This window comes from Kitasatospora sp. NPDC097691 (assembly GCF_040302665.1).
GTDB lineage: Bacteria > Actinomycetota > Actinomycetes > Streptomycetales > Streptomycetaceae > Kitasatospora.
Window position 1 is genome coordinate 124,577 of the sequence record NZ_JBEORY010000012.1, and the last position, 13,168, is coordinate 137,744.

Sequence of the window (13,168 nt, forward strand, 5' to 3'; positions counted from 1 at the left end):
GGTCGGCTCGTGGTCATGACGCGCCCGGTCGGCTCGTGGTCATGACGCGTCCAGCCAGGCCCGCATCCGGTCGAGCAGCCGGGCGGTGTCCACCGGCTTGGTGACGTGGTCGTCGGCGCCCGCCGCGAGGCTGCGGTCCCGGTCGCCGGGCATCGCCTTGGCCGTGACGGTGACGACGGGCAGCCGGTCGAAGCGGGCGTCGGCGCGGATCGCCCCGATGGCGGCGTAGCCGTCCAGGCCGGGCATCATGACGTCCATCAGGACGAGGTCGGTCTCGGGGTGGGCGCGCAGCAGGTCGAGCCCGGCGCGGCCGTCGTCGGCGTGCCGGACGATCAGCCCGTGCTGTTCCAGGGCGGCGGTGAGCGCGAAGACGTTGCGGATGTCGTCGTCGACGATCAGGACGGTCCGCCCGGCGAGCGGGTCGCCCTCGGGCCCGGGTGCGGGCACGGATGCGGGTGCCGATGCGGGCACGGGCGCGGGTGCCGATGCGGGCCCGGCCTCGGGTCCGGCCTCGCCGCCCCTGTCTCCGCCGGGCCCGAGCAGCCGGATCACCCGCCCGCGGAGGTCGTCCAGCCCCGCGGCGCGTTCCACTCCCGGCGGCGGGTCGCCGTCGCCGCCGTACCCGAGCACGGGCGTGCCCGCCGCCACGGTGGCGGCGAGGGCCGGCGCGAGGTCGCCGGAGCGGGCGAGGTCGAGCAGGACGCACCGGTACGGCCCGTCCGCGAGGGCGGCCCGCAGCGCCGTCTCGTCCCCGGCCCCGTCCACCCGTGCCTGCTGCGCCGGCCCGCCCGGTTCGGCCGCGGCGGAGCGGGCGAGCTGGGAGAGCAGGGCCGGCGGGTCCGGCTCGACCACCAGGACGTGCGGCGCGGTCCGCGGTTCGTCGCCCGGCCGCCGCGCGGGTTCGCCGAGCGGCAGGTAGAGGGTGAAGCGGCTGCCCTGCCCCGCGTCGGACCGGACGGTGATGGTGCCGCCGAGCAGCCGGGCGAGTTCCCGGCTGATGGACAGCCCGAGGCCGGTGCCGCCGTAGCGCCGCGCGGTGGAGCCGTCGGCCTGCTGGAAGGCACCGAAGATGGTGTCGAGGTGGGCGGGGTCGATGCCGATCCCGGTGTCCTCGACGTGGAAGGCCACCGCCTCCCTGGCCCGGCCGAGTTCGGGCGGCAGGTCCGTGCCCCCGACGCGTTCGATCCGCAGTTCGACCCGGCCGTCGTCGGTGAACTTGACGGCGTTGGAGAGCAGGTTGCGCAGCACCTGGCGCAGCCGGGCCTGGTCGGTGACGACCCGCTCCGGTACGGACCGGTCGACGGTCAGCTCGAAGCCGAGGCCCTTCTGGTCGGCCAGCGGCCGGAAGCCGGACTCGACGTACTCCAGCAGTTCGCGCACCGCGAAGGGTTCGGGCGTCAGCTCCATCTTCCCGGCCTCCACCTTGGACAGGTCGAGGATGTCGTTGATGAGCTGGAGCAGGTCGGTGCCGGCCGAGTGGATCACGCCCGCGTACTCGACCTGTTTGCTGGTGAGGTTGCCGCCCGCATTCTCGGCGAGCAGCTGGGCGAGGATGAGCAGGCTGTTGAGCGGGGTGCGCAGCTCGTGGCTCATGTTGGCCAGGAACTCGGACTTGTACAGCGAAGCCCGGGTCAACTCCCGGGCGCGTTCCTCCAGTTCCTGCCGGGCCTGCTCGATCTCCAGGTTCTTCGCCTCGATGTCCCGGTTACGCTGGGCCAGCAGGTCAGCCTTCTCCTCCAACTCGGCGTTGGAGCGCCGCAGTTCTTCCTGACCGCCCTGCAACTCCTCGGACTGGGACTGGAGTTCGGCGGTGAGCCGCTGGGACTCGCCGAGCAGCTCGTCGGTACGGGCGTTGGCGAGCAGGGTGCCGATGTTGACGCCGCAGGCCTCGGCGAACTGGTCCAGGAAGTCCCGGTGGACCTGGGTGAAGGGGTGGACGGAGGCGAACTCCATGACGCCGATCAGCCATTCCTCCAGCGCGATCGGCAGCACGACCACCGAGCGGGTGTCGCCGGCGCCGGTGCCCGAGGCGACGGTGGCGTAGCCGGGCGGCAGGTCGTCCAGCGTGACGGTGCGTCGGCTCCGGGCGGCCTGGCCGACCAGGGACTCCCCCATCCGCAGCCGCAGTTCGTCCCCGGCCGGGCGTCCGTAGGCGCTGATGAGGACCAGTTCGGGGCCGGCCGCGCCCTCGTCGGCGAGGAAGAACGCGCCGTACTGGGCGCCGACCAGCGGGGTCAGCTCGTCGGTGATCATCCCGGCGACGGAGCGGATGTCCCGGCGGGCCTGGATGGCCGCGGAGAAGCGGGCCAGGTTGGTCTTAAGCCAGTCCTGTTCCTGGTTGGCGAGGGTGGTCTCGCGCAGCGATCCGACCATGGCGTTGATGTTGTCCTTGAGGTCGGCGACCTCGCCGGAGGCGTCCACGCTGATCGAGCGGGTGAGGTCGCCGGACGCGACGGCGCCGGTGACCTCGGCGATGGCCCGGACCTGCCGGGTCAGGTTCCCGGCCAGTTCGTTGACGTTCTCGGTGAGCCGTTTCCAGGTGCCGGAGACGCCCTCCACCCGGGCCTGGCCGCCGAGTCGGCCCTCGCTGCCGACCTCGCGGGCCACCCTGGTCACCTCGGCGGCGAAGTCGGACAGCTGGTCGACCATGGTGTTGACGGTGTTCTTCAGCTCCAGGATCTCGCCGCGCGCGTCGACGTCGATCTTGCGGGTGAGGTCGCCCTCGGCGACGGCGGTGGTGACCGAGGCGATGTTGCGCACCTGGCTGGTCAGGTTGTGCGCCATGAAGTTGACGTTGTCGGTGAGGTCCTTCCACGTCCCGGCGACGTTGGGCAGCCGGGCCTGGCCGCCCAGGATGCCCTCGGTGCCGACCTCCCGGGCGACCCGGGTGACCTCGTCGGCGAACACGGACAGGGTGTCGACCATGGTGTTGATCGCGTCGGCGAGCGCCGCGACCTCACCCTTGGACTCGACGGTGATCTTCCTGGACAGGTCGCCGCGCGCCACGGCGGTCGCCACCTCGGACATCGAGCGGACCTGGCCGGTCAGGTTGGAGGCCATCACGTTGACGTTGTCGGTGAGGTCCTTCCAGGTGCCGGAGACGCCCCGCACGGTGGCCTGGCCGCCCAGGTTCCCGGCGGTGCCGACCTCCCGGGCGACCCGGGTGACCTCGTCGGCGAACGAGGACAGCTGGTCGACCATCGTGTTGATGGTCTCCTTCAGGTCCAGGATCTCCCCGCGCGCGTCGACCCGGATCTTCTGGGTGAGGTCACCCTCGGCGACGGCGGTGGTGACCGAGGCGATGGCGCGGACCTGGGCGGTGAGGTTGTCGGCCATGACGTTGACGGACTCGGTGAGCGCCTTCCACGTGCCGGAGACGTCCCGGACGTCCGCCTGGCCGCCGAGCCGGCCCTCGGTGCCGACCTCCCGGGCCACCCTGGTCACCTCGTCCGCGAACGAGGACAGCTGGTCGACCATCGTGTTGATGGTCGTCTTGAGTTCGAGGATCTCGCCGCGCGCGGCGACCGAGATCTTCTGCGTGAGGTCGCCCTCGGCCACGGCCGTCGCGACCTGGGCGATGTTGCGCACCTGCCAGGTCAGGTTGCCCGCCATCGCGTTCACCGAGTCGGTCAGGTCGCGCCACGTCCCGGCGACGCCCGGCACCTGCGCCTGGCCGCCGAGCCGGCCCTCGGTGCCGACCTCCCGGGCCACCCTGGTCACCTCGGCGGCGAACGAGGACAGCGTGTCCACCATGGTGTTGACGGTGTTCTTCAGCTCCAGGATCTCGCCGCGCGCGTCCACCTCGATCTTCTGGGTGAGGTCGCCACGGGCCACCGCCGTGGTCACCTGGGCGATGTTGCGCACCTGCCAGGTCAGGTTGCCCGCCATCGCGTTGACCGCGTCGGTCAGCTCCAGCCAGGTCCCGGTCGCGTCCGGCACCTGCGCCTGGCCGCCGAGCCGGCCGTCGGTGCCGACCTCCCGGGCCACCCTGGTGACCTCGGAGGTCACCCGGGCCAACTGGTCGGCCATCCCGTTGAAGACCTCGGCGATCTCGCCGAGAACCCCCGGCCGGCCCGGGGTGAGCCGGGTGCGGAAGTCCCCGTCGCGGACGGCCGTCAGCCCGGCGAGCAGCCCGCGCAGCGCCTGCTCGGCCGAGTCGGCCGCGGCGCCGCCGGGTACGGGGTGCTCGTCCATCCGTCCCACCGTCCGGATTCACCACTCACGCGGATCCACCACACACGGATTCGCCACTCGCGCGGCGGGGTGCGCCGTCCGGGCACCCGGAATCCGCGGGCAGCCGGTCCGCCGCCCTGCTCCCACTGTGCCACCGCGGGCCCGGCGGCGGCGGTCGGGTGCGCCGCGACCCTGGTGTCAGCCCGGCACGCTCCCGCGGATGGGGAAGGCGTCGGTGGCCCCGGTGAGTTCGAGCATGCGCAGGATCAGCGGCCGGGGCCGGGCCAGTTCGGTCCGGCTGCCCGCGACGGCGGCCCGGGCCCTCGCCTGGAGCAGGGCGTTGAGCCCGGTGGAGTCGCAGAACTCCAGCCCCGCGCAGTCGATCACGAGCACGCCGGCCCGCCCGGCACAGGCCCGGTCGACGGCGGCCCGCAGGCCGACGGCCGAGTCGAGGTCCAGCTCGCCGTACAGGGCGAGCACGGTGCCCAGGGCCCACGGCCGGGCTTCGACGGTGAGCCCCCCGGCCCGCTCGACCGTCGGCTCCGCGGACGTCTGCGGGCGCTGTGTCATGGCCGTGGGCTCCTCTCGTTCCGTCCGGGCCGTGCGCCGACGCGAGCCCGGTGCTCCTCGCACCCTCCGGTGCCTCCGACAGCACGACTGTCCCGTACGGGCGGCCGGAAACGCCCCCGGGGGAGGAAAATCGCGAGCGTGGAAAGGGCAGGCCGGGCGGCGGCGGTCAGTTCGTGCGGCCTCGGGCGCGGCCGTCGACCCGGGAGCCGACCGGCGGGGCCGGCACCTCGAGCCAGACCAGCTTCCCGCCCTCCTCGGGCTGCGAGCCCCACGCCCGGGAGAGCCGGTCCACCACCCGCAGGCCGTGACCGCCGGGCCGCCCCGGGTCGGCGTACGGACGCAGTCTCGGCGGTACCGGGCTGGCGTCCGCGACCTCGACCCTCAGCCGGGCGCCGTCCCACCGCAGCCGCAGCTCGCGCGGGCCGCCGGGCGCGTGCAGACAGGCGTTGGTGACCAGCTCGGAGACCATCAGCAGCACGTCCTCCACGGCCAGCAGCCGCTCCTCGTCGACGGTCGGCAGCCAGTGCCAGGACAGCAGCGCCTGCCGGCTGAACTCGCGGCTGCGCTGCACCGCGCCGGCGCTGCCCGCGAGCGTCAGCCGCCTGGTCTGCTCCGGGCCGGGCGGCCCACCGATGCCGGGGCGGTCCACGGCCGGCCCCCTCAGGCCGGTCCGGACGGAGCGGGTCCGGACGGGGCCGGGCCGGTGGAACCGGGCCCGGGGGCCCCGATCGCCGTGGCGACGTCGGGGTGGATCCGCAGCACGGTGTCGGCGCCGGTGATCGCGAAGATCCGCGCCACGACAGCGTTCGGGCCGGCCAGCTCCAGCAGGTGCCCGGCCGCCTCCGCGTCCAGGCGCGCCCGGAGCAGGATGTTCAGCCCGGTCGAGTCACAGAAGCGCAGGTCCGCGAGGTCGACCACGATCCGCTCGACGCCGGGCACCGACGGCCGGGCGAGCGCGGCGCGCAGCCCGTCCGCCGTGTCGTGGTCGAGTTCCCCCGCGAGGGTGACGATCCGCACCGGGCCCCGGTCCAGCACCTCGACGCGCAGATCGCCGGATTCGTGGTCCCCGCTGGGCTCGCAGGGCTCCTCGGATGGCCGTGGCATGGCTCGCTCCCGATCCGTTCGGAACGGCGTGGCACCGTCATGACCATCATCGCGCGCACCGTAGCGCGCCGCGCGCACCGCCGTGCCCGGCCCGGGCCGCCACGGCATCGCGGCGGCGGGCGGCGTCGTCCGTCGGTCGTCCACACCTGGCGTCTGCCCCGCCCCGGGCGGGGCAATCACGGCACCCGGACTCGCGGACGTCAAGGATGTCGGAGTCCGCTGCGGCTGGGAGGTCGACCGGCGCGGCCCGTCCCGACCCGAATCGGAGTGGAAGCCGGGGAAGGAACCTGAGGAGGATTCACCGCCTCCCGGGCGGCCTGGCAGGATCTCTCCCCATGACGCCACGCGAGACCCCGTCCACCGGCCACCGCGGCCGGCGTGCCCGGGGCAAGGACGACCCGCCCTGGCCGCGCCGCCCGCTGCTGACGGCGCTGTGGATCCCGGCCGCCGCCGTCCTGCTGCCGCTCGGCGGGGCGCTCGGCGCCTTCGGCCCGTGGCTACTGGTGCCCTCATTGGTGCTGGTCATCACCGCGCTGGTCGGCCTGCTCCACGCCCTGTTCAGCCTCTGCCGGTCCGGTCCGCTGCGGATCGCGGCGATGGCGCTGGTGCTCGCCCCGCTGATCGGCGTACCGCTGCTGAGCATGAACACCGCGCAGGCCACCGTGCTGGGGATGCGCGGCGTCGCCCACCCGGGCACGGTCACCGGGGTGCGGGTCATCCACGGCAAGACCACCACGTACCGCTGCGCCGTGCGCTACGAGGACGCCCAGGGGCGCGGCGGCTCGGTGGACTGCGGCGCCGGGGACACCGCAGGCGAACACGTCAGCGTCACCGAGGACCCGGGCGGCCTGGTCGAGCCCGCGTTCACTTACGCCGCCACCAGCGGCCACGCCGACCTGGAGGTGGTGGGCTTCCTCGACGCCACCCTGGTCGTCATCGCCGGCGCGGCGGCCGGTCTCGGCGCCGCGCTCCGGCTCGCCCGCACCCGCACCACCCGCCGCCCACCGTGGCCTCCGCAGCCCCCGCAGCCCCCGCAGCCCCCGCAGCCGCCGAATCCGGTTGCCCGATGAGCCGGGCACGGACCATCCTCGCTCCATGGAACCCATGGAACCCCTGGAGCCCCTGGCCGAGCCGGCGCCCCCGGAGGCCCCGCAGCAGGTCATCGAGCTCGGCGGGCTGACGCTGCGCCGGTTCGCCGGCGACGCCGACCTGGACGAGTACGCCGCCGTCATCGAGGACTCGTTGGAACACCTGCGGCCGTGGATGCCGTGGGTCGCCGAGCACAGCCGCGCCAGGACCGCCGAGTACCTGGCCGAGCGGGCGGAGCGCTGGGCGAGCGGCACCGACTTCGCCTACGCGGTCGTGCTGGACGGCGCCATCGTCGGCGCCTGCGGGCTGTACCGGCGTGACGACTCCCCGGCCGACGTCCGCGAGATCGGCTACTGGCTCCACCCCGCCGCCACCGGGCGCGGCCTGGCCACCCGGGCCACCGCGGCCCTGGTGGAGCAGGCCTTCCACCTCCCCGGGGTGGCGCACGTCGACATCGTGCACGACCCGGCGAACCGCGCCAGCGGCGCCGTCCCGGCCCGCCTCGGCTTCACCGTCCGGCTGCGCCGCGCCTGCGAGGCGATCGCTCCGGCCGAGAGCGGCGAGGAGCAGGTGTGGCGGCTCTCCCGTCCACGGGCCGCTGCGGACGACGCCCGGCGGTGACCCCGGCGGTCCGCCGTCGCAGGGAGGAACGGGCGGACCGCCGGGCGCGCCCGGCCGGACGGGACGATCCGGCGGCGCACCGGGAACGGACGCGGCGGAGGCCACGCCTCCGCGCGGAGCGCCCCTTGTCGAACTCCGCAACCCCGCCGCGGACCCTCACCCGCGGCTTCGTGCGTCCGTTCCCGTACCTGGGAGACCGCAGCGGGCCGCGCCGATAACACTTTCTCCGGATCGGCCCGCGCGGCGCCGGTTCGACGATCGGTCAGGGCGCCGGAAAACGCGGCGGCGGACACCGCGGGAGCCGGGGGTCCGAGGCGCGCGCCCGCACCCGGCCCGCCCGGCCCGGACCTCCGAACGGCCGTGCGCAGGCTCGGCCGCCCGCGCACGGCTCCGCCGACACCCGGTCAGGAAGCTTGTACCGAACTGTCCGTTTCCTGATACTTCCGGTCAGCGCCTGTCAGGGGCAGATCATCCGTCGTGCTTCCGGACAGCACGCCGGAGCCCGCCCACCGTCTGACCGCGCCTCACGGCCCCCGGACCCCGGAGGGGCCCCACTCCCAGGAGGAGATCGGTGAGGACCAAGCGCGGGACCCCCCGCCCCGGCACCACTCGACGCCGCACCCGCCTGCTCGCCGTCGCCCTCGGCCTGCTGACCGCCACCGCGGTCGCCGTGCCGAGCGCAGCGGCCGCCCCCACCCCCGAACCCCAACAGCTCGCCGCCATCAGCGACGCCGTCCTGAACGCCCAGGTCAACGGCACCGCGTGGTACGTCGACGAGGCCGCCGGACGCGTCGTGGTGACCGCCGACAGCACCGTGTCCACGGAAGCGCTCAACCGGATCACGCAGGCCGCCGGCGGCGACGCGGCCGTCCTCACCATCCGCCGCGTCCCCGGCACCCTCCGGCCGCTGGTCGCCGCCGGCGACGCCATCTACGGCGGCCAGTACCGCTGCTCGCTCGGCTTCAACGTGGCGAGCGGCAGCACCTACTACTTCCTCACCGCCGGGCACTGCGGGAACGTCGCCTCGCAGTGGTACACCAACGCCTCGCACAGCACGCTGATCGGACCGACCGTCAACTCGGTCTTCCCCGGCCACGACTACGCGCTGGTCCGCTACGACAACTCCGCGCTGAGCCACCCCGGCGGCTTCACCTCCGCGCCGAACGCGCTCCTCGGCGAGGCGGTCAAGCGCACCGGCTCGACCACCGGCACCCACAGCGGCAGGGTCACCGGGCTCAACGCCACCGTGCGCTACAGCGACGGCAGCACGGTGCGCGGCCTGATCCAGACCAACGTCTGCGCCGAGCCCGGCGACTCGGGCGGCCCGCTCTTCGACGGCACCAAGGCGCTCGGCCTCACCTCCGGCGGCAGCGGCAACTGCACCGTGGGCGGGACGACCTTCTTCCAGCCGGTGAACGCGGCGCTGACCGCGTACGGGGTGCACGTGTACTGACCCCCACCCCGGCCCTCCGGGCCCGGCCGTCGGCCCGCCGCCTCGCGCAGCGGGCCGACGGCCGTCCCGGGGAGGGGCGCACTCAGCCCGCGTACACGTCCTCGACGTACCGCCCGGCCTCGATCAGCCCCTGCAGCCAGTCCTGCGCCCGCTGCTCGTCGGCGCCCGGCGTCCGCTCCCGGTACAGCTCCCGGAACGCCGCCCGGACGCCCGGCGCCATCCGCGCGCCGTCGCCGCAGACGTACACCTCGGCGCCCGCCGCGAGCAGCTGCCAGACCTCGGCGGCCTCCGCCGCGAGGCGGTCCTGCACGAAGCGCCGCCCGTCCTGCGGCCGCTCGCTGAAGGCGGGCCGCATCGAGACCGCGCCGACCTGCTCGGCCGCCTCCAGCTCCGCCCGGTGCAGGTAGTCCGCCGCCTCGTCGTCGCAGCCGAAGTACAGCAGCGCGGGGGCGAGTTCGGCTCCGTCGGCGAGCAGCGCACGGCGGTCGGCGACGGCGCCGCGGAAGGGCGCCAGGCCGGTGCCGGCCGCGATCATGATCACCGGGGCGCGGTGGCCGATCCGGAACGCCTCCCGGCAGGGCCGGACCCGGGCGAGCACGGTGTCGCCGACCGCCGCCCGGGCGAGGTGGCCGGAGCCGGTGCCCCGGAAGGTGCCCCGCCCGGAGCGGGCCGGCGCGCTGAGCACGGAGACCATCAGGTCCACCTCGTCCGGGCGGCCGGTCGGCGAGGAGGAGATCGAGTAGTGCCGGGGCCGGATGGGCGGCAGCAGTTCCAGCAGCACCGGCCAGGTCAGGCTGCCCTGGAGGGCCGGGTGGTCCTCGATCAGGTCCAGGAGGGTGCGCGGGTCGTCCTCGGGCACGGCCCGCAGCGCGCCCTGCTCGGGCGGGCAGGGGTTGAGCGTGGCCAGGGCGGCACGCTGCCCGGCGCTCGGCCGGTCCTGCAACTCGACGTGCTGGGTGAGCAGTTCGCGCACCGTCAGCGGGCGGTCGACGGTCAGGCCGGTGCGCCGGTGGGCGACGATGTTGAGCACCGTCCGCGGATCGGCGCCGAACAGCTTCGCGGCGCGCTCGACCAGGGCCGGGTCGTTGGCCGGGAGCACTGTGAGGTGGTCGGCGGTCCGGTAGCCGGTGCCCTCGGGCAGGGCGAGGCGGACCAGCCGCTTGACCCGGGGGTGGCCGGGATCGGTCAGGCTGTCGACGGCGGTGACGGTCAGCTCGGTCATGTCGTGCCGGGCGGCCAGCGCGGCCAGCGGTCCGCCCGCCACCTCGGTCACCGTGTACGCGGCCTCCGGGCGCGGTGCGGCGGGGGCGTCGGCGTCCCCGTACCGCTCCAGCAGGGCGACGCGCAGGTCCTCGGTGAACTGTCGCACGGTGCCGGACAGGTCGCCGGAGGCGTCGGCCTCGGCGCGGTCGAACAGCCGGGTCGCGCCGAGGTCGGCGAGCCGGTCGTCGATCAGGGCGGGGATGCGCTGGTAGGTGGCGGCGTAGGTGCGGTCGCCGATGCCGAGCACCGCGTACTGCACGCCGTCGGCCGCGCCGTCCTCCTGGAGGCGGCGGACGAACACCTCCGCGTCGTCGGTCGGCTGCCCGTTGTACGAGGCGGCCGTGATCACCACCGGACGGTCGGTGGGCAGCCCGTCCGCGTACGCGTCCAGCGGGGCGATCGCGGTGCCGCAGCCGAGGTCGGCGGCGGCCTCCGCGAGCTGCCGGCTGAACGCGCGGCAGGCGCCGTAGTTGGAGCCGTGCAGGAGCAGCAGCCCGGTGCCCTGGCGGACCCGGCCGGGGCGCGCGGCGGCGGCTCCGGTGCGCGCGGCCGGGTCGACCGCCGGCTCGACGGCGGCCGTGGGCACGGGCGTGCGCCGGGCGAGGCCGAGGGTGAACTCGTCGGGCTTGATGGTGAGCGTCTGCTTGATGGTCAGCCGGTAGTCGGCGTGGTCGATCAGCCGGTAGCGGTGGACCAGCATGCCGAGCAGCATGGTGGCCTCGTGCAGCGCGAACTGGCGCCCGATGCAGGCGCGTTCGCCGGTGCCGAAGGGCTTGAAGGCGTGCGGGGAGCGGGCCGCCTCGGGTTCGGCGTCGAACCGGGACGGGTCGAACAGCTCGGGGTTGTCGCCCCACACCGGGTCGCGGTGCAGCATCGGGGTCGACACGAAGACCGTCTCCCCGGCGCGCAGCGGGATCCGCCCGCCGAGCAGCGTGTCCTCGCGCGCCTCGCGGCTGAAGGCGGGCGCGGTGGGCCACAGCCGCAGCGCCTCGTTGAGCACCTGCCGGGTGTACCGCAGCCGTCCGACGTCCTCGTAGGACGGCTGCGGGTCAGCCTGGTCGCCCCAGAGCGCGTCCACCTCCCGCTGCACCTCGCGCAGCACGGCCGGGTTCTTGACCAGGTAGTACATCGCGAAGGAGAGCGCGCCCGAGGTGGTCTCGTGACCGGCGATCAGGAAGGTGATCACCTGGTTGCGGATGTTCTCGGCGTCCAGCCGGGAGCCGTCCGAGGGGCGCACCGCGCCGAGCATCAGGCCCAGCAGGTCCTCGGCCGGGCCCTGCGCGTCCTCGCCCGCGCGGGCGGCGATCACCTCGTCGACGACGTCGGCCAGGTAGTCGGCGTCGGCCCGGAAGGCGGCGTCGCGCTCGCCGTGGTCCTGCTCCGGGTCGCGGGTGAGCCTGGTCATCGCCCACTCCAGGCAGCGCACCATCGCGTCCACGAACGGGTGCGGCTCGTCCCGGTCGAAGGAGCCGAAGTCGAAGCCGAAACCGGCCAGCCCGATGGTGTCCAGCGTCATCCGGGTCATGTCGCCGGGCACGTCGACCGGCAGGGCGGCGGCCTCCCGGCCGTCCCAGGAGTCGATCAGCCGGCGGGCCACCCGCAGCATCACCGGGTGGTAGGTGCGCATCGAGCCGAGGGCGAAGGCGGGCATCAGGATGTCGTGCGCCCGGGCCCAGTTGGGCTCGTCGTTGTACGCGGTGAACAGGCCGTCGCCGGTGAACCGGCGGACGTTCTCCAGGCCCGGGCCGATCGACTTGGTGAAGCGGGTCTCGTCGGCCAGCTCCTCGACCAGCTCCAGCCCGGTGACCACCAGGGTGTCCCGGCCGTGCAGCCGCTGGACGAAGGCCGGGCCGTGCTCTCTGGCCAGCTCCATGATCCGCAGCATCGGGGCGGCGACCGGCGGCGCGAAGGAGATGTCCACCAGGGGGACGGCCCCGGGCCCGACGGCGGGTTCGACCCCGGCCTCGGGCCGGGTGTCGGCCCGTGCTTCGGTGATGGTCTCGGTCATGGTGGTCCCTCCCGCAGCAGATGTTTTCGGCTCCCCCCACTCTGGGCCCACCGGGAGGGAGTCCCGGGCGTGATCACTACATGATTGTGTAGTACCCGGGACATCCGCGGACTTGCCGACGAAGCGTCAGCTCTGCCACGCGTGTGCCACCGGCTGGACGAAGGCGCGCGAACGCCACGGGGAGGAACCGGAGATGCGATCGACCGAGGGCTGCGGCCCGGCACCGGGGAGCCGGCCGGACGCGGCGGTGATCTGGCGCAACCGGGCGCTGCGCCTGCTGGACCACGTGCCGCTGCCGATCGCGGTGGTCGAGTTCGGCGGCCGGACCCTGATCGTCAACCGCGCGATGGCCGCCGAGTTCGGCCTGCTGCCGGGGCAGTTCCGCAACCGGAAGATCCTGGAGTTCTTCACCCTCCGGGACAGCGACACCCTGCAGGCGCTCGCCGAGGCCGTCCGGATGCACCGGCGCTCACAGTACCCGGCCCGGGTCTCCTGGACCCCGGCGCGCGGTGGCGAGCGGCACGGCGAGATGACCGTCGACCTGGTCGGCGACACCCCGGAGCAGACCCCCGCCCTGCTGCTGTCGCTGCGCACCGTCGAGGCTCCCCGGGTGGTGCCACCGCCGGGCCCGCGCACCGAGGTCAGCCCGGTCGAGGGCCGGATCCTCGCCGCGGCCGCCCGGGGCGCCACCACCGCGCAGATCGCCCGGGAGATCGGGCTCAGCCCGGACGGCGTCAACTACCACCTCGCCCGGCTCTCCCGGCGCTGGCGGGTGCCCAACCGCACCGCCCTGGTCGCCCGCGCCTACGCCACCGGCGTCCTGGCGGCCGACACCTGGCCGCCGGAGCCCGCAGCGGATTGACGATGCGTCAAAGTCGTTGCACCGG

At 74.6% G+C, this 13,168-nt stretch carries 9 protein-coding genes; 4 read left to right on the top strand and 5 right to left on the bottom strand.

Annotated features, from left to right (window positions below):
- Positions 1–39: 39 nt before the first annotated feature.
- The 4 genes from ABTY56_RS11740 to ABTY56_RS11755 form a co-directional block, all read right to left on the bottom strand.
- Positions 40–4,194: a HAMP domain-containing hybrid sensor histidine kinase/response regulator gene (locus tag ABTY56_RS11740; protein WP_350628430.1), complete on the bottom strand. Its 4,155-nt coding sequence runs from the start codon at positions 4,192–4,194 to the stop codon at positions 40–42.
- Positions 4,195–4,371: 177 nt separating this feature from the next.
- Entirely contained in the window at positions 4,372–4,743 is a 372-nt protein-coding gene (locus tag ABTY56_RS11745) for an STAS domain-containing protein (RefSeq protein WP_350628431.1), read from the bottom strand.
- Between the two features lie 166 nt (positions 4,744–4,909).
- Positions 4,910–5,392: an ATP-binding protein gene (locus ABTY56_RS11750; RefSeq protein WP_350628432.1), complete on the bottom strand. Its 483-nt coding sequence runs from the start codon at positions 5,390–5,392 to the stop codon at positions 4,910–4,912.
- An 11-nt stretch (positions 5,393–5,403) separates the two neighbouring features.
- On the bottom strand, positions 5,404–5,847 hold the full coding sequence (locus tag ABTY56_RS11755; protein ID WP_350628433.1) for an STAS domain-containing protein: 444 nt from the start codon (positions 5,845–5,847) through the stop codon (positions 5,404–5,406).
- A 335-nt stretch (positions 5,848–6,182) separates the two neighbouring features.
- Here ABTY56_RS11755 and ABTY56_RS11760 point away from each other — a divergent pair, with 335 nt between their 5' ends.
- The 3 genes from ABTY56_RS11760 to ABTY56_RS11770 all read left to right on the top strand — a co-directional run bounded on the left by ABTY56_RS11760 (position 6,183) and on the right by ABTY56_RS11770 (position 9,010).
- Complete coding sequence (locus ABTY56_RS11760; RefSeq protein ID WP_350628434.1) at positions 6,183–6,917, top strand: hypothetical protein; 735 nt, start codon at positions 6,183–6,185, stop codon at positions 6,915–6,917.
- A gap of 25 nt (positions 6,918–6,942) precedes the next feature.
- The gene (locus ABTY56_RS11765) at positions 6,943–7,557 is read left to right on the top strand and encodes a GNAT family N-acetyltransferase (protein WP_350628435.1); all 615 of its coding nucleotides are present in this window, start codon (positions 6,943–6,945) and stop codon (positions 7,555–7,557) included.
- Between the two features lie 571 nt (positions 7,558–8,128).
- Positions 8,129–9,010, top strand: a complete 882-nt coding sequence (locus ABTY56_RS11770) for a S1 family peptidase (RefSeq protein ID WP_350628436.1) — start codon at positions 8,129–8,131, stop codon at positions 9,008–9,010.
- A gap of 82 nt (positions 9,011–9,092) precedes the next feature.
- On the opposite strand, the gene ABTY56_RS11775 is transcribed toward ABTY56_RS11770, so the two are convergent.
- Complete coding sequence (locus ABTY56_RS11775) at positions 9,093–12,281, bottom strand: bifunctional cytochrome P450/NADPH--P450 reductase (protein ID WP_350628437.1); 3,189 nt, start codon at positions 12,279–12,281, stop codon at positions 9,093–9,095.
- 193 nt (positions 12,282–12,474) lie between these two features.
- On the opposite strand from ABTY56_RS11775, the gene ABTY56_RS11780 reads away from it, so the two are divergent.
- Entirely contained in the window at positions 12,475–13,143 is a 669-nt protein-coding gene (locus ABTY56_RS11780) for a LuxR C-terminal-related transcriptional regulator (RefSeq protein ID WP_350628438.1), read from the top strand.
- Positions 13,144–13,168 lie beyond the last annotated feature (25 nt).